This is a genomic window from Pseudomonas sp. AC255, assembly GCF_979258175.1.
The window spans coordinates 5,067,192-5,089,469 of the sequence record NZ_OZ409841.1; the positions used below are offsets into that span (position 1 = coordinate 5,067,192).

Annotated in this window: 17 protein-coding genes and 2 pseudogenes; 5 read left to right on the forward strand and 14 right to left on the reverse strand. The window is 60.4% G+C overall.

Features of this window, described 5'->3' with window-relative positions; genetic code table 11:
- Window positions 1-103 precede the first annotated feature (103 nt).
- Window positions 104-460, forward strand: a complete 357-nt coding sequence (locus ACZZ0K_RS22850; protein ID WP_041477463.1) for a DUF6124 family protein — start codon at window positions 104-106, stop codon at window positions 458-460.
- 105 nt (window positions 461-565) lie between these two features.
- Window positions 566-1,195, forward strand: a complete 630-nt coding sequence (locus ACZZ0K_RS22855; protein ID WP_150741791.1) for a class I SAM-dependent methyltransferase — start codon at window positions 566-568, stop codon at window positions 1,193-1,195.
- Between the two features lie 97 nt (window positions 1,196-1,292).
- Here ACZZ0K_RS22855 and ACZZ0K_RS22860 read toward each other — a convergent pair whose 3' ends face one another.
- The 3 genes from ACZZ0K_RS22860 to ACZZ0K_RS22870 are packed head-to-tail and all read right to left on the reverse strand — an operon-like array spanning window position 1,293 to window position 6,507.
- Window positions 1,293-4,346, reverse strand: a complete 3,054-nt coding sequence (locus ACZZ0K_RS22860; RefSeq protein WP_150741792.1) for an efflux RND transporter permease subunit — start codon at window positions 4,344-4,346, stop codon at window positions 1,293-1,295.
- Window positions 4,343-5,407 (reverse strand): efflux RND transporter periplasmic adaptor subunit, encoded by a 1,065-nt coding sequence (locus tag ACZZ0K_RS22865; RefSeq protein WP_041477460.1) that lies wholly within the window; start codon window positions 5,405-5,407, stop codon window positions 4,343-4,345. The genes ACZZ0K_RS22860 and ACZZ0K_RS22865 overlap by 4 nt, the downstream gene beginning before the upstream one ends.
- The gene (locus ACZZ0K_RS22870) at window positions 5,404-6,507 is read right to left on the reverse strand and encodes an efflux RND transporter periplasmic adaptor subunit (RefSeq protein WP_258707443.1); all 1,104 of its coding nucleotides are present in this window, start codon (window positions 6,505-6,507) and stop codon (window positions 5,404-5,406) included. The genes ACZZ0K_RS22865 and ACZZ0K_RS22870 overlap by 4 nt, the downstream gene beginning before the upstream one ends.
- A gap of 146 nt (window positions 6,508-6,653) precedes the next feature.
- Here ACZZ0K_RS22870 and ACZZ0K_RS22875 point away from each other — a divergent pair.
- Window positions 6,654-7,813: pseudogene (locus ACZZ0K_RS22875) on the forward strand (AAA family ATPase).
- A 118-nt stretch (window positions 7,814-7,931) separates the two neighbouring features.
- On the opposite strand, the gene ACZZ0K_RS22880 reads toward ACZZ0K_RS22875, so the two are convergent.
- The 11 genes and pseudogenes from ACZZ0K_RS22880 to ACZZ0K_RS22930 all read right to left on the reverse strand — a co-directional run bounded on the left by ACZZ0K_RS22880 (window position 7,932) and on the right by ACZZ0K_RS22930 (window position 19,240).
- Entirely contained in the window at window positions 7,932-8,801 is an 870-nt protein-coding gene (locus ACZZ0K_RS22880) for a transporter substrate-binding domain-containing protein (RefSeq protein ID WP_258707442.1), read from the reverse strand.
- Window positions 8,798-9,580, reverse strand: a complete 783-nt coding sequence (locus tag ACZZ0K_RS22885) for an amino acid ABC transporter ATP-binding protein (RefSeq protein ID WP_256811116.1) — start codon at window positions 9,578-9,580, stop codon at window positions 8,798-8,800. Before ACZZ0K_RS22885 ends, ACZZ0K_RS22880 begins: the two co-directional genes overlap by 4 nt.
- A complete protein-coding gene (locus tag ACZZ0K_RS22890; RefSeq protein WP_256811114.1) occupies window positions 9,577-10,236 on the reverse strand; it encodes an amino acid ABC transporter permease in 660 nt (219 codons plus the stop codon). Before ACZZ0K_RS22890 ends, ACZZ0K_RS22885 begins: the two co-directional genes overlap by 4 nt.
- Window positions 10,217-10,882: an amino acid ABC transporter permease gene (locus ACZZ0K_RS22895; RefSeq protein ID WP_256811112.1), complete on the reverse strand. Its 666-nt coding sequence runs from the start codon at window positions 10,880-10,882 to the stop codon at window positions 10,217-10,219. Before ACZZ0K_RS22895 ends, ACZZ0K_RS22890 begins: the two co-directional genes overlap by 20 nt.
- A 637-nt stretch (window positions 10,883-11,519) precedes the next feature.
- The gene (locus ACZZ0K_RS22900) at window positions 11,520-12,317 is read right to left on the reverse strand and encodes a MetQ/NlpA family ABC transporter substrate-binding protein (RefSeq protein ID WP_016772222.1); all 798 of its coding nucleotides are present in this window, start codon (window positions 12,315-12,317) and stop codon (window positions 11,520-11,522) included.
- A gap of 255 nt (window positions 12,318-12,572) precedes the next feature.
- Window positions 12,573-13,491 (reverse strand): annotated as a pseudogene (locus tag ACZZ0K_RS22905) (sigma 54-interacting transcriptional regulator).
- Between the two features lie 51 nt (window positions 13,492-13,542).
- Window positions 13,543-14,124 carry an alpha/beta hydrolase gene (locus ACZZ0K_RS22910; RefSeq protein WP_041477456.1) on the reverse strand — a complete coding sequence of 194 codons (582 nt, stop codon included), beginning with the start codon at window positions 14,122-14,124 and terminating at the stop codon, window positions 13,543-13,545.
- 361 nt (window positions 14,125-14,485) lie between these two features.
- Window positions 14,486-14,887, reverse strand: a complete 402-nt coding sequence (locus tag ACZZ0K_RS22915) for an ExbD/TolR family protein (RefSeq protein ID WP_056787038.1) — start codon at window positions 14,885-14,887, stop codon at window positions 14,486-14,488.
- A gap of 1 nt (window position 14,888) precedes the next feature.
- Window positions 14,889-15,614 (reverse strand): MotA/TolQ/ExbB proton channel family protein, encoded by a 726-nt coding sequence (locus tag ACZZ0K_RS22920; protein ID WP_252882984.1) that lies wholly within the window; start codon window positions 15,612-15,614, stop codon window positions 14,889-14,891.
- A 45-nt stretch (window positions 15,615-15,659) separates the two neighbouring features.
- Window positions 15,660-16,469 (reverse strand): energy transducer TonB, encoded by an 810-nt coding sequence (locus tag ACZZ0K_RS22925; protein WP_252879223.1) that lies wholly within the window; start codon window positions 16,467-16,469, stop codon window positions 15,660-15,662.
- Window positions 16,470-16,879: 410 nt separating this feature from the next.
- Entirely contained in the window at window positions 16,880-19,240 is a 2,361-nt protein-coding gene (locus ACZZ0K_RS22930; RefSeq protein ID WP_236168244.1) for a TonB-dependent receptor, read from the reverse strand.
- Between the two features lie 165 nt (window positions 19,241-19,405).
- On the opposite strand from ACZZ0K_RS22930, the gene ACZZ0K_RS22935 reads away from it, so the two are divergent.
- Window positions 19,406-20,350, forward strand: coding sequence for a LysR family transcriptional regulator (locus ACZZ0K_RS22935; protein ID WP_258707440.1), 945 nt, complete (start codon window positions 19,406-19,408; stop codon window positions 20,348-20,350).
- 214 nt (window positions 20,351-20,564) lie between these two features.
- Window positions 20,565-22,181, forward strand: coding sequence for an alkaline phosphatase family protein (locus ACZZ0K_RS22940; RefSeq protein ID WP_258707439.1), 1,617 nt, complete (start codon window positions 20,565-20,567; stop codon window positions 22,179-22,181).
- The last annotated feature ends 97 nt before the right edge of the window (window positions 22,182-22,278 follow it).

Below are 22,278 nucleotides of genomic sequence, written 5' to 3' on the forward strand. Positions count from 1 at the left end.
ACTGGATTCAGTTGTCCGGCCGGCGACTGATCCGCGTGCAGCCGCCGTCCTGCTCGTTTAGTCGCGAAATGGTTGGCTCCCACTTGAAGTCAGGAGTTTACCCATGGAAAAAAATCTTGCCGATCCGCCACTCAGCCTTACCTCAAGCAAGCGGTTCACCGAGGATTTGCTCAAGGATCGCTCTGCACTGTGCCGCGCCGTCGACTCGCATCTGGCCGGCAATCAGGTCACGTTGGCGGGACAGAAACGCGTTTACAGCATCAGCGAAGATGTGACGCTGGAGGACGCCCAACTGTATGTTGCCGATCTGCTGCGCTGCGCCTCGGTGACCGTCCATCAATGCGGTGACCAGCTCGGGGGCGCGGATCGGGCCATGGTGTTTTCGGTCTGGCATCTGCTGGAAATGGCCAAGGCGATGATGGACCGCTCGATCGATTGTCTGGGAGCGAAGCAGCACTGAAGCCTGGCACCCATTGCCGCCTGCACTGGCCCCAGCGCAGGCGGCGTTTTTTTGCCGGTGAAAAGGCTTATAGTCCGCCCTCACGCCGCCAATACAGCATTGATCATGAAGCAAACGCCCAGCGACCTCGAACAGATCACCGCCACCACCCTTGGTCACTACAACTCGGTGGCCGAGGATTTCCGTGAAGGCACTCGCGACCACGATGTCAGCCAGAACATCGAGGCCTTGCTGCGCCACATTCACGGTGAAGCACCCTTCACGATTCTCGATTTCGGCTGCGGGCCGGGGCGGGATTTGCAAACCTTCACGCGCATGGGCCACGTCGCGATCGGCCTTGATGGCTCACAGGAATTCGCGCGCATGGCCCGCGAAGACAGCGGTTGCGAAGTCTGGCAGCAGGACTTTCTCAAGCTTGATCTGCCGGCCGAGCGCTTCGACGGCATTTTCGCCAACGCCGTGCTGTTTCATGTGCCGCTGCAGGTGTTGCCGCAAGTGCTACGGCAACTGCACGGCACCTTGAAACCGGGTGGAGTGCTGTTCAGTTCCAATCCGCGTGGCGACAACCAAGAGGGCTGGAACGGGCCGCGCTACGGCTCGTATCACGATCTCGAGGCCTGGCGCGGGTTGCTGACGGCGGCGGGGTTTGTCGAGCTGGAGCATTATTACCGCCCCGCCGGGTTGCCGCGTGAGCAGCAGCCTTGGCTGGCGAGCGTGTGGCATAAATCTTCATAAACCGTTCTGACGCCATCGCGAGCAGGCTCACTCCTACAGGGGACGCATTTCAACTGTAGGAGTGAGCCTGCTCGCGATGAGTGCGCAGCACGCGCTTTTAAGCCTCGTCCTTCTGCGGCTCGCGAATCTTGTACCAGGCCACATACAGCGCCGGCAGGAACAGCAGCGTCAGCAGCGTCGCCACGACAATCCCGCCGATCATTGCGTAGGCCATCGGCCCCCAGAACACTTCGCGGGCGATCGGGATCATGCCCATGCTCGCTGCCGCTGCGGTGAGCAGGATCGGCCGGCGCCGGTGTTCGGTGGCTTCGACCACCGCGTCCCACGGCGCATAGCCTTTCTGCTCGAACTCATCGATCTGCGTCACCAGAATCACCGAGTTGCGGATGATGATGCCGATCAGCGCGAGAATCCCGAGGATCGCCACGAAGCCCATCGGCGTGCCGGTCGGCACCAGCGCCAGGACCACGCCGATCAACCCCAGCGGCGCCACACTGGCGACCAGGAACATCTTCTGCACGCTGTGCAACTGAATCATCAGGAACGTCGCCATGAGGAACAGCATCAGCGGCAACACCTTGGCAATCGGCCCTTGGGCCTTGCCGCTTTCCTCGACCGTGCCGCCGGTGGCGACCTTGTAGCCGACCGGCAGTTTCGAGGCAAAAGCATCGATCGACGGCTTGAGCAGTTTCACCAGATCGGTCGGCTGAATCTCGTCGCGCACCGAGGCCTTGATGGTAATGGTCGGCAAGCGGTCGCGACGCCAGACCAACGGCTGCTCCAGTTCATAGCGCACGGTGGCAAACGCCAGCAGCGGAATCGAGGTGCCGCTCGGCGTGACGATCTGCAGGTTCTGCAGGGTTTCCGGGGTACCGCGCTCGGAATCCACGGCGCGACCGACCACGTTGATCAGGTAGATATCGTCATCGACCTGGGTCAACGGTGAGCCGCTGACAATGCTGTTCATCAGGTTGGCCACATCTTCGGACGACAGCCCGAGTTGCCGCGCCTTGTCCTGGGCAATATCGATGCGCAGGACTTTGCCGGGCTCGTTCCAGTCGTAAATGATCTCGCCGATGTGCGGGTTCTTGTCCAGTTCGGTGGCCAGGTCGATGGCGTGTTTGCGCACCTGATCGACGTCTTTGCCGCTGACTCGATACTGAATCGGACGCCCCACCGGCGGGCCCATTTCCAGAGCCTGCACGTAGCTGCCGATGCCGACGAAGTCTTTGTGCAGGCGCTCACGCAAGCGCTGGCTGAGTGCCTCGCGGGCTTCGAAATCCTTGCTGACGATCACCAGCTGCGCGTAGTACGGGTTCTGCAATTGCTGATCCAGCGGCAGGTAGAAACGGATCGCGCCCTGACCGATGTAAGTGCTCCAGCGCACGATGTCCGGGTCGCCCTTGAGCGTCGCTTCGAGCTTGTCCACCGCTTTGCGGGTTTCGTCGATCGAGGCGTTTTGCGGCAGGTTCAGGTCGACCAGAATTTCCGGGCGGTCGGAAGCGGGGAAGAACTGGTTCTGCACGAAACGCATGCAGAACACCGCCAGCACGAACAACAGCACGGTGACGCCGATCGCCCACCAACGATTGCGCATGGCCCACAACAGACCACCGTTGAAGGCGCGACCGACGCGACCCGGCTCGGCATCGTGGGCCTTCACCTTGTCGCTGAGGATGTGCACGCCAATCACTGGTGCGAAGAACACCGCCACCACCCACGAGACGATCATCGCCACGGCAATCACCGCAAACAGCGTGAACGTATATTCACCCGCCGAACTGGCGTTGAGACCAATGGGCACGAAACCGGCGACGGTCACCAGCGTACCGGTGAGCATCGGGAATGCCGTCGAGGTGTAGGCGAACGTCGCCGCCTGCTCCTTGCTCTCGCCCATTTCCAGGCGTGTAACCATCATTTCCACGGTGATCATCGCGTCGTCCACCAGCAGACCGAGGGCGATGATCAGCGCGCCGAGGGAAATCCGCTGCATGGTGATGCCGCTGTATTCCATGAACACAAACACCATCGCCAGCACCAGCGGAATCGAGCAGGCCACCACCAGACCGGCGCGCACGCCGAGGCTGATGAAGCTCACCACCAGCACGATGATGACCGCTTCGAACAGCGCGCTGGTGAAACCGCCGACGGCCTCTTCCACCACCACCGCCTGATCGGAAACGGTGTGCACGCCGACGCCGACCGGCAAATCTGCGGTGAGCTGGTCGATGCGCTCATGCAGCGCCTTACCGAATTCCTGAACGTTGCCACCCTTCTGCATGGCAATCGCCAGGCCGATCGCCGGTTTGCCGTCGAAGCGGAATTCCGGTGTCGCCGGGTCGACGTAGCCACGGCTGATCTCGGCGATGTCGGCCAGACGATAGAAGCGATCGTTGAGCTTGAGATTGACCTCGGCCAGATCTTTCTCCGACTCGAACTGGCCCGAGGTGCGCACGGAAATCCGCTCCGGCCCCGCCTCGATCACCCCGGCCGGAGTCACCGCGTTCTGCGATTGCAGGCTCTGCACCACCTGGCGCTGGTCGATACCTAACGCGGCAAGTTTGCGCGTGGAGAAGTTCAGGTAAATCGTTTCGTCCTGCTGGCCGACCATTTCGATCTTGCCCAGCCCCGGCACGTTGCGGATCTCGGCCCGCGCCTGTTCCACGTAATCGCGCAACTGGCGCATGGTCAGGCCGTCGGCGGTGAAGGCGTAGACCGAGCCGTACACGTCACCGAACTCATCGTTGAACCCCGGCCCCTGAATGCCCTGGGGAAACTGGCCGCGAATGTCGTCGATCTTCTTGCGCACCTGGTACCAGATTTGCGGAATGTCCTCAGCGCTGGTGGTGTCGCGCAGGTACACGTACACCGTCGACTCGCCGGGGCGGGTGTAGCTTTTCACGTAATCGAGGGAATCGAGCTCTTCGAGTTTTTTCTCGATGCGGTCGGTGACCTGCTTGAGGGTTTCTTCCTGGGTCGCGCCCGGCCATTTGGTCTGGATCACCATGGTCTTGATGGTGAATGACGGGTCTTCTTCGCGGCCGAGATTGAAGTAGGAGAACACCCCCATCAGCAGCCCGACGAACATCAGGTACCAGACGAATGACTGGTGCTTCAAGGCCCATTCGGAGAGGTTGAAAGAGCCTTTCATTGACTGTCCTCGTCAAGTTTTACCGATTGTCCGGGTTTGAGACTGTTGACGCCGGCGCTGACCACGCGCTCGCCGTTTTGCACGCCACCGGCCAGCACCACGCTGTTGTCGCCACGGCTGACCACGCTGACGTCGCGCGGGTTGACGGTTTTGTTCTGCGTGTCGATGACCCAGATCCGGGTTTTACCGTCGGCTTCCTGCAACGCCGTCACCGGCAGTTCGATGCGCGGCTTGATCGCCGAGCTGAGGGTCACGCTGATCGCGGTGCCGAGGCGGAAACCGTCCGGCGTATCCGACAGGGTCAGGCGCGCGCGGCGGGTGCGCGTGGCGCTTTGCGCCTGGGGTTCGATCTCGCGGATGATCGCCGTGGTGTTGATGCTCGGGTCGAGTTGCGCGGCCACCGAGAACACCACGTCGCTGGGCAACTGATCGACCAGCGTATCGGGCAGATCGATCACCGCTTCCTTGATGTCCGGCTGCGCCAGCGTCACCACCTGTTGGCCGGCAGTTACCACTTGCCCGGCTTCGGCGTTCCACGCGGTGACCACGGCTTTGTGATCGGAGCGCAGCTCGGTGTAGCTCAGTTGATCCTTGCTCTGGCTGACCGCCGCGCGGGCCTGATCGAGCGAGGCCTGAGTGGTTTTCAGATCGGTGTTGGCGACGTCCAGTTGCGCCTGCGCACCGACGCCGCGATCGAACAGCGCTTGCTGACGACGTGCATTGGCCTGCGCGTTGATCAGCTGCGCCTGGATCCTCGCCAGATCGCCTTGAGCCGAGCGCAACTGGTTTTGCTGATCGGACGGATCAAGGGTGGCGAGCAAGGTGCCCTTCTGCACCTCGGCGCCGACATCGACGTTGCGGCTGGCGATGCGTCCACCGACGCGGAAACCGGTGTTGCTCTCGTAACGCGCCTGAATGCTGCCGGCAAAGCGTCCGAGGCTTTCTTCGTTGAGCGCTTTGACCGTGACCGACAGCACCGGACGTACCGGTTCCGGCGGGGTTTCCTTTTCCGAGCAGGCGCCCAGCAGCAGCGCCATGCACAACAGTCCGAGGCGCTTCATGGCTGCGCTCCCGGTTGCAGATCCTTGTAGGTGTTTTCGGCAATCTCGACTTTCATGCCGGGGTGCAGCAACTGGCCGCCGGCGACAATGACTTTCTCGCCGCCCTTGAGACCTTCGCTGATGATCACTTTGCCGGTCAGGTAGCGACCGACCGTGACCGTGTGCAACTGCGCTTCGCCTTTGTCATCGACCAGCCACACCGCCGGGTCGCTGATGTTTTTTGTCAGCGCCGACCAAGGCAGTTCCACAGCTGATTTGCCGGTGCCTTTGGCGGTGGCGCTGACCACAGAACCGAGTTGCATGCCCGGCGGCAGCTTGTCGAGGCTGACCTTGACCTGCACGGTGCCCGATTGCGCCGACACCGACGGCGTGATCTCACGCACGGTGCCGGTGGTTTTGATCTCGGGATTGTCGAGCAGGCTGACCACGATCGAACGATCGGACGGACGCTCGGCCAGCAGCGATTCGTAGACATTGAATACCGCGTCGCGGTCGCCATCGCGGGCGAGGCTGAAAATCGGCGCGGTGGCCTGCACCACCTGGCCGACTTCGGCCTGGCGCTCGGTGATCACCCCGGGTGCATCGGCGATCAGCGCGGTGTAGCCGAGCTGGTCCTTGGCGTTCGCCAGTTGCGCCTGCGCCGCGCTCAATGCGCTCTGACTGCTGCGCAGCGCGGCTTGTGCCGAATCGTATTCGCTCTGGCTGGTGTAGCCCTTGGGCAGGAGTTTTTGCTGACGCACGAAAGCGGCCGCCGTTTGCTTAACGCGGGCCTGTTCGGCGACGACCTGGGCCTGAGCGGAATCGACGTTGGTCTGCAGATCCTTCGGATCGAGTTTGGCCAGCACCTGTTTGGCCGTGACGCGGTCGCCGACATCGACCATGCGCTGGATGATCTTGCCGCCGACGCGAAATGACAGCTGGGTCTGCACCCGCGCCTGCACATCACCGGTGAGGGTCACCGCTGCGGCGTAGTTGGCCGGTTCGACCTCTTGCACAAAGACCCGTGGCAAGTATTCCTCAGCAGGCTTCTTGTCGCCGCAAGCGGTGAGCAACGCCATGGCGCTCACGGCCATCAGCACTTTCAATCCGGGACCCGCCATGCACACTCCTTGGCCTTAAATGCTGCTGTCGAGACGATACGACTTCAGAGCTTAGAACAGGGTTCCACGGTTGCGGACGCCAACACCAGATTTATCTCATTAAAGGTATGCTGCCCGCGTATCGCAGTGACCCGGAGAAGGATTTCATGCTCAACACCCTGGCGGTGGCCAATTACCGCTCGATCAACAAACTGGTGATTCCGCTCGGGCGCCTGAACCTGATTACCGGGCCAAACGGCAGCGGCAAGTCCAACCTCTACCGCGCCTTGCGCCTGCTGGCGGAAACCGCCCAGGGCGGTGTGGTCAATGCACTGGCGCGTGAGGGCGGGCTGGAATCGACGTTCTGGGCCGGGCCGGAAACCATCAGCCGGCGCATGCGCAACGGTGAGGTGGCGATCGAGCCGACGGTGCGCCAAGGCGTGAAAAGGTTGCGCTTGGGATTCGCCGGCGAGGATTTCAGTTACGCCATCGGCCTGGGCCTGCCGGAGCCGAGCACTTCATGCTTTTCCTCGACCCGGAAATCAAGCGTGAGTGCATCTGGGCCGGCCCGGTGTTTCGCCCGGCAAGCCTGCTGGTCGACCGCAACGGCCCGATGATCCGCGCCCGCGAAGGTCGCGCCTGGGATGTGCTGGCGCAACACACGCCGAACTTCGACAGCCTGTTCGATCAGGTCGGCAATCTGCGCAGCTCGCCGGAAGTGTTTCAGATGCGCGAATTCATCCGGCGCTGGCGCTTTTATGATCACTTTCGCAGCGATGCCGACGCACCGGTGCGTCAGCCGCAACTGGGCACTCGCACGCCCGTGCTGCACCACGACGGCCGCGATCTGGCGGCGGCCTTGCAGACAATTATCGAGATTGGCGATCCGCAAGCACTGAGCGCGGCGATCAGCGATGCGTTTCCCGGCGCGCGGCTGAATATCGCATTGTTGGCCGGTGGCCGTTTCGCTATCGAGTTTTATCAGGAAGGCTTGTTGCGACCGCTGTCAGCGGCAGAACTGTCGGACGGCACTTTGCGTTATCTGCTGCTGATCGCCGCCCTGCTGACCCCACGACCGCCATCGCTGATGGTGCTCAACGAACCGGAAACCAGCCTGCACCCGGACCTGCTGCCGGCGCTGGCGCGGCTGATCATTCGCGCTTCGGAGCAGTGTCAGGTGTGGGTCGTATCCCATGCACGGCGTTTGATCTCGGCGTTGCAGGAGGACCCGGAATGCAATTGCATCGTGCTGGAGAAGACGCTGGGGCAAACCGGGATCGTCGGGCAGCGGGTGCTGGATGAGCCGGCGTGGCAGTGGCCAGACTAGCCCATTCGATCGTTCCCACGCTCTGCGTGGGAATGCAGCCCGTGACGCTCTGCGTCACTGGACGCGGAGCGTCCCTGGAGGCATTCCCACGCAGAGCGTGGGAACGATCAACAGGCAATCACCCCTGCCACTGGCCCCCTTCAACAATCACACTCTCGGGTCGGGTGTCATCACTCAGTTCTTTGCGCACATATTGGTCATACAGCTTGAGCAGGTACTTCTCCTCGCCCAATTTGGCCAATTCGCTGTTGACCCAATCACGCAACTCGAGATTGCCCTTTTTCACTGCCGGCGCAATCGGCGCCTCGGCTCCGAGCTTTTCCTCAAGCACGCGATACCCCGGGTTCTGCTTGGCCCAGCTGAACAGCACGAGATTGTCCTGCGCATAGGCATCGCCACGACCATTGGCCAGGGCTTGCAGCGACTCGGAGTTTTTCTCGAACTTGAGCAGTTTCCAGTCCGGGTGGTTCTTGGTCAGCCAGATATCCGCGGTGGTGCCAGTGGTGACAATCGTGGTGCGCGTCGCCAGATCATCCAGTTTTTTCACTGAACTGCCCTGCGGCACCAGCGCCTGCACGGCGACCTTGAGGTTCGGGTTGGTGAATTCCACCGCTTCCTTGCGCTCCGGGGTGACGGTCATGTTGGCGAGGATCAGGTCGACCTTGTCGCTCTGCAAAAACGGAATGCGACTGGCCGGCTCGACGGCGACGAACTCGACCTTGTTTTCGTCGCCGAGCAGATCTTTGGCGAAGCGCCGGCCAATGTCGGTGTCGAAGCCGACGTAACGCCCGGCCTCATCGACGAAACCGAACGGGGGCTTGTCGGTAAATACACCAACGATCAATTTGTCGCGGGCCTTGATCTTGTCCAGATAACCCGAGGGCGCGGCGCTTTCGCTGGCTTTCGGCTTTGGTGGCTCTTCCGTCTTACCGCAACCGGCAAGCAGGGCGAGGCTGAGCAGGGGCAGTAACAAAGCGGCAGTTTTCATAGCAGTTCCAGTTCCTTTTTCGGATTCGATTCTGGCGATGTGGCAACGAAGGAGAACTTCTCCAGAAACTGCTTCGCGCGTGCGGTTTGCGGGTTCGTAAAGAAAATCTCGGGCGGGTTCTGTTCGAGGATGCGCCCGGCATCCATGAACACGATGCGGTCGGCCACCGCGCGGGCGAAGGCCATTTCGTGGGTGACGATCAACAGGGTCATGCCTTCGCGGGCCAGGCCCTGAATGACTTGAAGTACTTCCTTGACCATTTCCGGATCGAGGGCGGCGGTGACTTCGTCGAAGAGCATGACCCGCGGGTTCATGCACAGCGAGCGGACAATGGCGATGCGTTGCTGCTGGCCGCCGGAGAGCTGACGCGGGAAAGCATCGCGCTTGTCCAGCAGGCCGACACGCTCAAGCAAGGCTTCGGCCTGCTGCTGCGCTTCGCGACGCTGGCGCTTCTGCACCTTGAGCGGGCCGAGCAGCAGATTGTCGAGCACGCTCATGTGCGGGAACAGGTGATAACTCTGGAACACCATGCCGATCTGCTGACGGATTTCGCGCCAGTCAGTGGTCTTGTCCAACAGCTCGCGGTCAAGGAATTTCAGGCTGCCGCTGTGGGCCTCTTCCAGACCATTGAGGCAACGCAGCAAGGTGCTTTTGCCGCAACCGCTGGGACCAAGAATGACGAGCACTTCGCCGCTCTGCACTTGCAGGTCGATGCCATCGAGCACCTGCTGCGCGCCATAGAATTTGTTGAACCCGTGAAACTCGATCAGTGCGCTCATGCTTGCGTCCAGCGCCGCTCCAGCACGCGCGAAGCGGCCGAGAGCGGGTAGCAGATGAAAAAGAAAAACAGGAACAATGCGCCGTAGATCAGTACCGATTCGTAGGTGCGCTCGATGATCTGCTGGCCGACCTTGATCACATCCACCACGCCGATCAGCACCGCCAGGGAACTGGTCTTGATGATCCGCGTGTAGACGTTGATGGTCGGCGGCGTCATGCGCTTGAGCGCTTGCGGCAGCAGCACGTAGCCATAGAGTTGAGCTGCATTGAGGCCGATCGACACCCCAGCTTCACGCTGTCCGCGCGGCAACGAATGCAGCGCACCGCGCGCTACCTCGCCAACTTCGCTGGCGCCCCACAGTGACAGCACCAGCACCGCGCACCAGAAGCTCGGCAGGCTCAGGCCGAAGAAAATCGGCAGACCGAAGAACAGCAGATACAACCAGACCAGCACCGGAATTGCCCGGAACAGCTCCAGATAGATGCACAGAATCGCGTTCAGCCACGTGACGTTCAACGTGCGCAACACACCGTAGAACACACCGCCGATCGTGCTGATGGCGATGCTCAGAAACGAGATCGACAACGTTTGCCCGGCGCCTTTTGCCAGTTGCGGCAACGATATCCACAGCAACTCAAGACCCGAACTGGCCATGCTGGAGCCTCCTTTCCAGACGGCTGAGCAACAGCGACATCGGCAAGAACAGCAGCACGCAGATCAGCGTCAGAACGGCGAGCATTTCGTAGGTTTTGTAATAGAGCGCGATGTAGCTTTTGGTGGTGTAGAGGATTTCCGGCACCGCTACCGCCGAGACCACAGTGGTTTCCTTGAGCAAGAAGATGAAATTGGCGAACAGTGACGGCAGGCTGAGGATCCCCGCCTGCGGCAGGATCACATAGCGCAGCAACTGGCCGTGGGACAGGCCAATCGACTGCCCGGATTCCAGTTGTGCCTGGGGCACCGCATCGACGCCGGCGCGCAGCACTTCGGTGAGATAGGCGCCGCCAAGGAAAGTCATGGTGATGATTGCCGCAGTGAAACCGGAAACCTGGATCCCCACTGTCGGCAACGCGAAGTAGACGAAGAACAGTTGAATCAGCAACGGCGTGTTGCGCGCCAGCTCTACGTAGAGGCCGACCAGTTTTTGCAGGTATGGCGTGCGAAACACCAGAATCGTCGCGTTGAGCAGCGCCACCAGCAGCGAAGTGGCGATCGCAATCAAACCGACCTGCAGAGTCACGCCGACTGCTTTGAGAAAAGCCGGCAGAGTGCTGAGGATAAAGGCGTAGTCGAAAGTCATGAAGCGTCCTGACGCTGCTTGGTAAGCGGCGATGATGCAATCCATGGACGGCGGATGGCCGTCCGGCAGGCACTGACTTTATAGGTATAAAAACCATAATTTAAATACCTTTAAAGCATATTGATATCACCCAAAAAACTATCTATGGGTTTGCCGGGAAGGAATAAGACGGCTATTTTTCCTTGCGCTGTAGGACGGATCTTTTTTTCAGGAAAGACCTCCAAGGAACCACAGCTTTTGGCCAGACTCTCCGGCCCATTCACCACAAGGAAGAAAGACATGGACGTAAAAGTGCCGCAGCGGCTGGATCCGCAGGACATTGTGAAATTGCTCAGGGCGTTGCGCCGGGCGTTGAAGACTACAGCGTAAGTCGAAAGCCCCTCACCCCAACCCTCTCCCGAAGGGAGAGGGGGCCGACCGTGGTGTCTTTCGTCGTACATCGACCTGACGAACCGAGTCGATTATGGATTCAGCGACGCACGAACAGGTCGGCGGGCCTCTACAGCATCCCCCAATCGGTCCCCTCTCCCTCTGGGAGAGGGCTAGGGTGAGGGGCTTTTCAAGACACACAAAAACGCCGATGACCATCACTGGCCATCGGCGTTTTCACGTCTGAAGCGGATTCACTCAAGTCAGATCAGAACGCCGGCAATACCGCGCCGCTGTACTTCTTCTCGATGAAGGCTTTGACTTCCGGGCTGGTCAGCGCCTTGGCCAGTTTCTGGATCGCGTCGCTGTTCTTGTTGTCCTCACGGGCCACCAGGAAGTTCACGTACGGCGAGTCAGCGCCCTCGATCACCAGCGCATCTTTCTGCGGGTTGAGCTTGGCTTCCAGCGCGTAGTTGGTATTGATCATGTCCAGATCAACTTCTTTCAGCACGCGCGGCAGCAGCGCCGATTCCAGTTCCTTGAACTTGAAGTTGTGCGGGTTCTTGGCGATGTCTTTCGGCGTTGCCAGAGCGTTTTTCGGATCTTTCAGTTCGATCAGACCGGCCTTCTGCAGCAGGATCAGCGCACGGCCGCTGTTGCTGCCTTCGTTCGGGATGGCGATGGTGGCGCCATCCGGCAGTTCAGCCAAGGTTTTGTACTTGCTCGAGTAACCACCGAACGGTTCAACGTGGACGCCCTGCACGGTCACCAGGTACTTGGACTTGTCGTCCTTGTATTTGCCCTGGTTGAAGCTGTTCAGGTACGGCAGGGTCTGGAAGTAGTTGGCGTCCAGACGCTTCTCGCCAACCTGTACGTTCGGCTGCACGTAGTCGGTGAAGACCTTGATTTCCAGATCGACGCCTTCTTTGGCCAGGGTCGGTTTGATCAGTTCAAGGATTTCAGCGTGGGGCACCGGCGTTGCGGCAACCACCAGTTTCTCGCCGGCGTTGGCGAAAGAAGCCGTCAGCGCAGCCGCCAATGCGGTAAACAACAGAACCTTTTTCATGCAGTGTCCTTATCGAAAATCACGGTCGTCATCGACGACGGCATTTAATACGTGTGCCAGTGAAGTGATATCGCTGGCGTGAGGCGGACAATACCCGGATTTTTTATTCCCGGACAATAACGTTTATTCAGCTTCATATTCCATTTTGTTCATACAGCTCTACCTCAACTGTAGGAGCTGCCGAAGGCTGCGATCTTTTGATTTTCAAGGCTTTGAGACAGCTGAAGATCAAAAGATCGCAGCGTGCCGCAGCTCCTACAGAAGTTTGATGTTCGCCAGCAATTGCTTGAGCGCGGCTTGGTCAGCGGGGAGCCGGTGGTCAGGATCTGTTTGATCTGGCTTTCGATCTGCGTCAGCACCGGCGGCAGATTCAGATGTTCCGGCAGAATCTCGTCGCCGGTGCTGACCAGCAGGGCAAAGTGAATGACGTTTTCCAGTTCGCGAGTGTTGCCCGGCCAACTGTGTTGTTCGAGCACATGTTGCGCCGCTTCGCTGATCAGCGGTACGGGCAGGTCAAGACGCTGGCTGTAGATGCCAAGGAAATACTCGGCGAGCGAGAGAATGTCGCCGGTCCGCGCGCGCAACGCCGGCAGCTCCAGATGACCCTCGCTGAGATAGTGATAGAGACGCTCGTGGAATTTTCCCGCGTCCACGGCCTGGGCCAGATCGATGCTGGTCGCCGCCACCAGGCGCACATCCACCGGGCTCGGCTGATGCGCACCGACGCGGGTGACTTCGTGGTTTTCCAATGCCGCGAGCAACTTGACCTGGATAGGCAGCGGCAGGTCGCCGATCTCATCCAGGTACAAGGTGCCGCCGTTGGCCGAACCGAACCAGCCGGCGCGGCTGCTGGCCGAACCGCTGTAGCTGCCGGCGGCGTAGCCGAACAGTTCGGCGTCGGCGTAGGTCGGGCTGATCGCGCCGCAGTTCACCGAAACGAACAGACCGCTGCGGTCACTGGCGCGATGGATATGCCGGGCGAGCAGCTCTTTACCGGTGCCAGTCTCACCGCGAATCAACACTGAAATCGAACGCGGAGCCAACTGCTCCAACTCCTCGCGCAATTGCCGTGAGCGTGGGTCGACGAACACCAGGGCCTTGGCGCGAATGCTCAGAGGGCTTTTTCCGCATCGGGAAAGGTCAGCAAGGGCTGACCGAAGGTTTCAAAACTCATGGCAGGCTCCCGCCCAAAACCGCCAGCCGACGGGGGCGTTGAAAAATTAGATCAGGCGCGACGGCGGGCGTGGTCTTCCAGGCGGTTTTGCAGGCGATAGAGATAGGCGAAACCCTGCTCCCAACGCTGATGCCCGGACTTGACGTTGATGTGCCCGGCACCGGCAAGAATCCCCGCCTCCGCCCCCCAGTTGCGTGCCAGTTCGAGCGCGCGCGGGGCACTGACGGCGGCGTCGTTGTCGGAGCTGACGACCTGACTGGGGAATGGCAACAGATCGGTCGGAATCGGTGCGAAGTTGCGCAGTGCCGGCGCACATGCAGGACGCTCGACATCGGCCGGCGCAACCAGCAACGCCCCGCGCACCTGACGCAGGTATTGCAACGGCGCTGTCGCCGCCCAGTGGGCAACGGTGATGCAACCGAGGCTGTGAGCGATGAGGATCACTGGCGTGCTGTCGGCGGCAATCGCTTCAGCCAGCGCGGCGACCCAGTCCTCACGGCGCGGCGTCAGCCAATCGGCCTGTTCCACCCGTGCGCTGTTCGGCAGGCTGTTCTGCCAATGGCTTTGCCAATGATCTTCTGGCGATCCTTGCCAGCCCGGCACAATCAGGTAGCGGATTGATTCGTTGCGCATGGGGAAGCTCTCCTGCGTCGTGTCTGTTCCGGGTCGAGTATAGGGAGAGGAGTTATATTCGTTAAGGAATAAGAAGCTATTTATTAAGACCTGTATCGAATATGTGATCTGTGTAGGGCGTGAGATTCTTCCCCTCACCCCAGCCCTCTCCCCCAAGGAGCGAGGGGGAAAGGGGCTGATCTTCAGGCTCTTCAAATCTTGAGTTCGACTGGATTTCTCATATCGGTGTATAGCCGCCAGACAACCCGGTCAGTCCCCTCTCCCTCCGGGAGAGGGCTAGGGTGAGGGGCTTTTCAAAAACTGAACGCAAAAAAAGGGCCGCACCCTGCCAAGGAGACGGCCCCGGAAAAACGAAAATCTGTCACCGCGCGGTGATCACCGACAACTTGGTAATCCCCGCCCGTTCGATCGAAGCCATGGCACGCGCCACTTCGCCGTAATTCACCCCGTCATCGGCCTGCAATTGCACGCGCACCTCAGGGTCCTTGGCTTTGGCCGACTTGAGGTTGAATTCGAGCAAGTCGGGCTGAATCTCGTCCTTGTTGATAAACAGTTTGCCGACGCCGTCGATGCTCACCACCAGCGGATCCTTCTGCTCGACCGGTGCCACCGCTTCGGTCTTCGGCAGGTTGATCGGGATCGCGTTGGTCAGCAGCGGCGCGGTGACGATAAACACCACCAGCAGCACCAGCATCACGTCTACCAGCGGCGTCACGTTGATTTCGCTGAGCACCTCATCCGTGTCTTGCGTGGAGAAGGCCATATCAGGACGCCTCCTTCACTTTTGCCGCGTTGCCCGACGTTGCCACTTTGTGTGCGGTCGGGTGGATCAGCACGCGGAACGCGCTCTTCTGCGCCAGGCTGTAGAAGTCGTGGGCGAAGTCATCCAGATCCGCGGCGGTCAGTTTCAGCCTTCGCAAAAAATAGTTGTAAACCAGCACCGCCGGCACCGCGACGGCGATCCCCACGCCGGTCGCGACGAGTGCCGCACCGATCGGGCCGGCCACCGTTTCCAGGCTCGCCGAACCGGCGGCGCTGATGCCTTTCAAGGCCTCCATGATTCCCCACACCGTGCCAAACAGACCAATGAACGGCGAGGTGCTGCCAATACTCGCGACCACTGCCAGACCGGTTTCCAGCGAGCGCCGCTCGCGGACGATCTGCTGGCGCAAGGCGCGCTCGAGGCGATCCTGATGGTTGATCGCCTGGCTCAGATCACTCGCCTGCGGCGCCTCGCCCACCTGGATTGCTGCGTAACCGGCCTGCGCAACTCGCGCTGCGGCGCCGGGCTGGGTTTCGCTCAGCTCGGCGGCGGCATCCAGACTCGACGCCGCCCAGAAACGTTTGTGAAAGCGCCGGTCCTGCGCCTTCAGACGACCGAACTGCACGGCCTTAAGCAATGCCAGGCCCCAGGTGGCGACGGAAAAAACCACCAGCAGCCAGATCACCGCGCTTTCGATGGATTCCAGTGGAGATGCCAGTAACGTCATGATGTGTTCCCTCGTGTAAACATTTCGCGCGAATTTGGTTGCGGTTTAATGAATCTTGAAATCGATGGGCACGCTGACCCAGCCGTCCTGGGCGACATCACCCTGCTTGGCCGGAACGAAACTCCAGCGCTTCACAGCATTCAGCGCAGCGTCGTCAAGCTGCTGGCGGCCGCTGCTTTTGGCAATCTGGATCTCGCCCGGCTTGCCGCTGGCCAACACATGCACCCGTAACAACACCGTGCCTTCCCAACCGCGCCGCTGGGCCAGCGACGGGTATTCCGGCGCCGGATTTTTCAGATACGCAGCGTTGGCTGAAGCCGGAGTAACAGGCGCCGGTGCCGGTGGCGCAGGAGGCGCTGGAGCGGCGACCGGGGCTGCGGGTTTCGCTGGCGCTGGCGGTTGCTCTACTGCCTTCGGCGCCGGTTTGGGCGGCGGTTTCACCACCGGTTTGGGTTTGGCGATCGGCTTGGGCGGCGGCGGTTTCACCGCCAACTCGTCCTCCACTGGCGGTGGCGGCTCGACCACGGGCGCCGGTGGTGGCGCCACCACAACCGGCGGCGCGGGCGGAGCCGGGCGTGAAAACTCGATGGTCATCGGCGGAATTTCCGGCGGTACCACCGGCAGCACCGGCGTCGGTTTCTGGCTGACCCAATAAATCACCGCACCGTGCACAATCAACGCGAGCACACCGAGCAGAAGGGTTTCGCGCCGACTCAAAATGCCCTTGGGCGCACGCTGCAAACGCAACTGCCCCAACGGCACCCGGTGCGGCCGGCCAAGATCGACCAGTTCGCCACTCGGCGTGTGCCGCCAGAGCAATTCCCCTGCGCTGGCGGCGGTCTGGACATTGCCCATTGTTCAACTCCCTGCGGTCTCTTTCCGTTCTACGAGCCAAAGCGATCGACCCGCCATTCTTGAAGCCCCCACGGCGTAGTCGATGGGGCAATCATTGGCTGTGGACGCTTATCACCGAAAGTAATCTTTAACGTTATCCATAGGCCTTCAAGGAATATACAAATCGTCCGTTTTTACCGAAGCCGCGCACTACAAGGGCTGCAGCGATCTGCCATAAACGCCATGCTTTTACGGCATGAAAAGTATTCGGCTACGGCATCCGTTAACGCCTTAAAAGGCTGGTTTTGGTTCGCTGAATGCCGATGTTAGGCGCGATTGCCGCCGTCGCTGTCGATCAGCTGCGTCTGCTTGCCGGCGCCGCTGAGGATTGGTTGAACGGCCATGTCCAGGTCAGCGCCTTGAAAGCTCAATTAAAAGTCGTAGCGACCGGTAACGCCGAGGGTTCGCGGGGTGCCGAGCAGGCCTTCATAGCCGCCGTTGCCGCCGGTCCACAGAGTCGTGTAGTAGGTTTTGTCGAAGGCGTTTTTCAGCCACAGCGAGACATCCCACTGGCCCTGATTGAAATCACCGCGCAGGCCGGTGGAAAGGTTGACCACCGCGTAACTGGGTATCTGCCCGTAATCGGAATCCTCGACCGTGCCCACCGCTTTGGAGCGAAACGCATAGCTGCCGGTGACGTAGGGTTCGAAGCCGTTATCCAGATTCCATTTGTATTCGCCGTTGGCGTTGCCGATCCATTTCGACGCGCCGACCACTTGATGGCCGCTGAGATCGCAGGAGGCCGGCGCACCCGGGGCCTGGCTGACTTCCGGCGGGCATGGCGCATCCTTGTACGAAAGGTAGCTGACGTCGTTATAGGAGCCGTTGAAATTCAGGGTCAGGCCACGCAGCGGCACCAAGGTGCTTTCGAACTCGATGCCGCGCGAGCGCACCGAGCCTGCGTTGGTCAGGTATTGCACGCGGTTGGCGGCGTCGTAGGCGTTGGTCTGGTAAGCGTTGACCTGGGTCCAGAACACGTTGGCGTTGAGTTGCAGGCGGCGATCCCACAGGGTGCTTTTGAAGCCGAGTTCGGCGTTGTTGGCGCGCTCGGTGCCGATCAATAACGAGTCGGCGCCAGCGGTAGGTGCGGAGCCGACCGCAAGGTTGACCCCGCCGGATTTCTCGCCGTGGGACAGCGTGGCGTAACCGAGCACATCGTCGGTGATGCGATAGCTCAGGTTGAGCAGTCCCGAGGGGCTGGAGCTGTACTGATTCAAGTCTCCGGAATCGTAGACGCCGGCACGGCCGCGACGCGCATTGGCTGCCGCACCGGCCACAGCTACACCGCCGACCGGCGCGTTGCGGCCGACCGAGGCGTTTTTCTCCTCGTAGGTGCCACGCACCCCGGCGGTGAAATCCAGCCGCTCGCTCAGGTGCCAGGTGCCTTGGGCAAACAGGGCGAAACTGTCGGTCTTGATATGGCCGTTGCCGACGCTGCTGACGTTGGCCAGGGCGCCTGCCGGCGTGCCGTTCCAGATATCCGCTTGCGGGCCGTAATAGGCGAAGGATTTGTTGTCCAGGTCCGAGCCGAAATAGTAGGCGCCGACCACGTAATCGAAGAACTCGCCCTTGGGCGAGGCCAGGCGAAATTCCTGCGAGTACTGTTTGTCTTCCACCGACACACCGGCGTTGTAACTGGCCGGCACATTGAGGCCGTCATCGTTGCGCGGGGTGAAATTCCAGAAACGATAAGAGCTGACCGACGTCAGGGTGAAGTCGCTCGGCAACGTCCAGTTGGCTTCCACTGAAGTGCCGCCCTGATGCACGGTGACGTGCTGGTCATTGTCGAGATTGACCTTGCGATGCCGGCCGTTGACCAGCGTCGCCCCGGCCGCGCTGGCCCGCGATTCATACAGATTGACGCCGTTGATGGTCGGCCCGGTGTTGTACAGCACGCGGGTGCCGGCACTGGAATCTTCTTCGTTGTAATCGCCGATCCAGCGCAGATTGAAATTTTCATTGGGCTTGAACAACAGCTGCGCGCGGAAGCCCTCGCGGGAGCCGCCGTTGAGGTCGTGGCCGTCATATTCGTTCTTGATGTCGCCGTCACTGCGCGTGCGATAGGCGGAAAAACGTCCGGCCAACTCATCATTGAGCGGCCCGGAAATCGTGCCCTTGGTCTGGAAATAACCGTCCTCGCCGACCGATGTTTCGATGCTGCGCTCAGGCGTGAAACTGGGCGCGCGGGTGCTGATATTGATGACCCCGGCGGTGGTGTTCTTGCCGAACAGCGTGCCCTGCGGCCCGCGCAAGACCTCAAGCTGCTCGATATCCATCAAGTCGAACACTGCCATACCCGGACGGCCCAGATAAACGTTGTCGATGTACAGGCCAACGCTGCCTTCCAGGCCATCACTGGCCGGGTTGTTACCGAGGCCACGGATCGACACGCTGGACTGCCGCGCATGCATGTAAGCGACGTTGACGCTGGGCACCAGTTGCTGCAAATCCTGAATCCGGTAAACCCGCTGCGTCTCCAGATTCTGCCCGCTGACCACGCTCATTGGCGTCGGCACGTCTTGCGAACTTTCTTCGCGGCGGCGCGTGGTGACGGTCACGGTTTCCAGCTGCGAACCGTTGGCCGCCGCTGTGTCTGCGGGGACGGGCGGAGGGGTTTCGGCTTCGGCGGCATAGCCGTGAGTCCAGCTGGCGCTGCCTGCCAGCAACAGCGCCAAAGGCAGGCGTTTGAGCCGTCGGGGAGATGGGGGTAACGCGAGATTCAACGGACTCATGGCGCGGCTCCTGGTCAAAAAACACACAGACATCTTCAGTGCTGCATATTCTTTTAAGTTATTTATTTATGGATTTACAAATATTTACTGCATAAGAGATTGCCTTTATAAGGAGTCGACCTAATGCATATCCAATGCATTTCCCGGATATTTTTTATGTGAAAAATGCATATCGACTTGCGCCAATTGCGTCACTTCATCGCTCTGGTTGAGCAACGCAGCTTTGTCGCTGGCGCGCAGGCGGTGAACCTGTCGCAGTCGGCATTCAGCCGCAGCATCCAAGCACTGGAACACAGCGTCGGCTGCCAGTTGGTCGACCGTGGGCGCAAGGAATTGCCGCCGACCAAACAGGGCCAGGTGCTGCTCGAACATGCGCGGCGACTGGTCAGCGGTGCACAGCAGATGGCCAATGAGATCAGCCAGTTCAATGGCCTCGAGGCCGGGGAATTGCGCTTTGGTTGCGGGCCGGCGCCAGCCGCCGGATTGATCCCGCGCGCGATCGGCGCATTCATTGGTCGCTACCCGAAAGCGCGGGTGCAGTTTCTGGTCGATGACTGGCAGAGCCTGAGCAAACGCCTGCTCAGCGAAGAGTTCGAATTTTTCGTCGCCGATACCCGGCAATTCGAGGCCGACCCGGATTACCAGACCCACCGCCTGCGGGCGCGCAAATGGTATTTCTGCTGCCGCGCCGGGCATCCACTGACGGCGTTCGAGCGCATCACCGCCGAGCAGTTGCTGAGTTATCCACTGGCCGTAAGCATTCGCCCGCCGAACCTGCGCAAGGTCATCGTCGACCTCAGCGGCCGCCCTGATTTCACCCCGAATGTGGAATGCGAAAACGGTTCGACGCTGTTGAGCGTGGTGCTGCGTTCGGAGGCGATCGGAATTGTCGGCGCGTATTCCGATGCGCTGCATCTGGCCAAGGGTGAGCTGGTCTGTTTGAAGATCGAAGGCCTGGCGGATGATCTGGAGGAGCTGTACACCCGCTATGGGATTGTCAGCCGCGCCGGGTATCGGTTGTCACCGTTAGCCGAAGCGATGATCGAGCAGATCAAAGAGATTGATCAGCATGATGAGGAGGTTTGTTCGCTGCAGAATCTCGCTGTCTGATCCACCGCTATCGCTGGCAAGCCAGCTCCCACATGGTTCACGCCGAGCACAAATAATGTGAACCCCCCATTACCTGTGGGAGCTGGCTTGCCGGCGATAGCGGCAGCGCAGGCACCAATGCATACCCTGCATAAAACTCATTCCCCAAATGCACTTGCCGAACACCCTCACCGACAGCGAAAACCCTCACCTGTCCCACTGACCGGTGAACTCCATGCCCACCCCATCCAACCCCGTGCGCAACGTGCTGTACATCATGTGCGATCAACTGCGCCGCGATTACCTGTCCTGCTACGGACACCCGTATCTGCACACACCGAACATCGATCGCCTCGCTGCCGAAGGCGTTCGTTTCAGCCGTGCCTACACCCAAGGTACGATCTGCGGCCCGTCGCGGATGTCGGCCTACACCGGGCGCTATGTCAGCAGCCATCAAGTGGCCTGGAACTCGGTGCCGTTGCCGCTGGATGAATTGACGATCGGCGATTACCTGCGACCTCACGGCATCCGCACCGCGCTGGTCGGCAAGACCCATGCGACGGCCAATGTCGACGCCTTGCAGCGGCTGGCGATCAACCCGCAAAGCGCGCAAGCCGAGTTGCTCAATGAGGTCGGCTTCGAACCGTACCTGCGCCACGACGGCATCTACCCCGACGATCCGTCATTCGACGACAAGCGCGAATCCGCGCCCTATACCCAATACCTGCGCGCGCAGGGCTTCGATGGCAAGAATCCCTGGCACGACTGGGCGAATGCCGCCGAAGGCGAGAACGGTGAAATCCTCAGCGGCTGGAAAATGCGTCATGCGAATTTGCCAGCACGAATTCCCGAGCAACACTCAGAGACTGTCTACACTACAACTCGGGCCATCGACTTCATCGCTGAGCAAGGCGAAAAATCCTGGTGTTTACACCTCTCGTACATCAAACCGCACTGGCCCTATATCGTACCGGCGCCATACCACGCCTTGTACAGTACGAAATCGATTCTGCAACCGATCCGCGCGACGCTCTCCGAAGCCAGCAAACACCCCGTATACACTGCCTTTCGCCAACATGAGGAAAGCCGCAACTTCTCCCGCGATTCAGTACGATTGAATGTAATCCCCACCTACATGGGCCTGATCAAGCAAGTGGATGATCAGTTGGGGAGACTGTTCGATTTTCTACAGAGAAACGGGCGCTGGGATGACACGTTGATCGTGTTCACCAGCGATCACGGCGATTTCCTCGGCGATCATTGGCTCGGCGAGAAGGAGTTTTTGCTCGAGCAGGCGGTGGGTGTGCCGTTGATCGTGCGCGATCCTCGGGGGGCGGCGGATGTCACTCGCGGCACTGTCGATGAGCGCTTGGCAGAAACCATCGATGCGCTGCCGACATTTCTTCAAGCACTGGGATTGCCGGCAGCAGAGCATCGGCTTGAAGGGCGTTCATTGATCCCGTTGCTGCACGGGGAAAATCCCGATTGGCGCCGCTATGCAATCAGCGAATACGACTACGCCTTCCAGGCCCCGGCGCGGGAACGTCTCGGCCAGCCGATCGACCGTTGCCGCATGACCATGGTGCGCAGCGAGCGCTGGAAATACCTGGCGTACGACGGGTTTAGACCGCAGCTGTTTGATCTGTTGAATGATCCGCAGGAGCTGAATGATCTGGGTGAGGACCCGGCATACGCGGCGGTGCGCGAGGAGCATGCCGGATATCTGTTTGAGTGGATGAGGGGGTTGAAGCGGCGGACGACGATCAGCCATCCGGAGATCGATTTGCGCGGGCAGCGGTTTCGTTATGGCGAACCGGAAACCGAGAAGGTTGTTCAGATTGGTGTTTGGTAGCGGGAAGAGCCCCTCACCCTAACCCTCTCCCGGAGGGAGAGGGGACTGAATGGGGGATATTTCAGAGGTGCACCGACCTGATCCAGCTTCACCGAAT

Excerpts from the sequence above, each read along its gene's own strand:
- ACZZ0K_RS22890 (WP_256811114.1), bottom strand. The coding sequence starts at position 10,236 with ATGGCCAGTTCGGGTCTTGAGTTGCTGTGGATATCGTTGCCGCAACTG.
- ACZZ0K_RS22885 (WP_256811116.1), bottom strand. The coding sequence starts at position 9,580 with ATGAGCGCACTGATCGAGTTTCACGGGTTCAACAAATTCTATGGCGCG.
- ACZZ0K_RS22915 (WP_056787038.1), bottom strand. The coding sequence starts at position 14,887 with ATGGCCTTCTCCACGCAAGACACGGATGAGGTGCTCAGCGAAATCAAC.
- ACZZ0K_RS22925 (WP_252879223.1), bottom strand. The coding sequence starts at position 16,469 with ATGGGCAATGTCCAGACCGCCGCCAGCGCAGGGGAATTGCTCTGGCGG.
- ACZZ0K_RS22895 (WP_256811112.1), bottom strand. The coding sequence starts at position 10,882 with ATGACTTTCGACTACGCCTTTATCCTCAGCACTCTGCCGGCTTTTCTC.
- ACZZ0K_RS22855 (WP_150741791.1), top strand. The coding sequence starts at position 566 with ATGAAGCAAACGCCCAGCGACCTCGAACAGATCACCGCCACCACCCTT.
- ACZZ0K_RS22935 (WP_258707440.1), top strand. The coding sequence starts at position 19,406 with ATGCATATCGACTTGCGCCAATTGCGTCACTTCATCGCTCTGGTTGAG.
- ACZZ0K_RS22940 (WP_258707439.1), top strand. The coding sequence starts at position 20,565 with ATGCCCACCCCATCCAACCCCGTGCGCAACGTGCTGTACATCATGTGC.
- ACZZ0K_RS22900 (WP_016772222.1), bottom strand. The coding sequence starts at position 12,317 with ATGAAAAAGGTTCTGTTGTTTACCGCATTGGCGGCTGCGCTGACGGCT.
- ACZZ0K_RS22850 (WP_041477463.1), top strand. The coding sequence starts at position 104 with ATGGAAAAAAATCTTGCCGATCCGCCACTCAGCCTTACCTCAAGCAAG.
- ACZZ0K_RS22910 (WP_041477456.1), bottom strand. The coding sequence starts at position 14,124 with ATGCGCAACGAATCAATCCGCTACCTGATTGTGCCGGGCTGGCAAGGA.
- ACZZ0K_RS22920 (WP_252882984.1), bottom strand. The coding sequence starts at position 15,614 with ATGACGTTACTGGCATCTCCACTGGAATCCATCGAAAGCGCGGTGATC.
- ACZZ0K_RS22880 (WP_258707442.1), bottom strand. The coding sequence starts at position 8,801 with ATGAAAACTGCCGCTTTGTTACTGCCCCTGCTCAGCCTCGCCCTGCTT.
- ACZZ0K_RS22870 (WP_258707443.1), bottom strand. The coding sequence starts at position 6,507 with ATGGCGGGTCCCGGATTGAAAGTGCTGATGGCCGTGAGCGCCATGGCG.
- ACZZ0K_RS22860 (WP_150741792.1), bottom strand. The coding sequence starts at position 4,346 with ATGAAAGGCTCTTTCAACCTCTCCGAATGGGCCTTGAAGCACCAGTCA.
- ACZZ0K_RS22865 (WP_041477460.1), bottom strand. The coding sequence starts at position 5,407 with ATGAAGCGCCTCGGACTGTTGTGCATGGCGCTGCTGCTGGGCGCCTGC.
- ACZZ0K_RS22930 (WP_236168244.1), bottom strand. The coding sequence starts at position 19,240 with ATGAGTCCGTTGAATCTCGCGTTACCCCCATCTCCCCGACGGCTCAAA.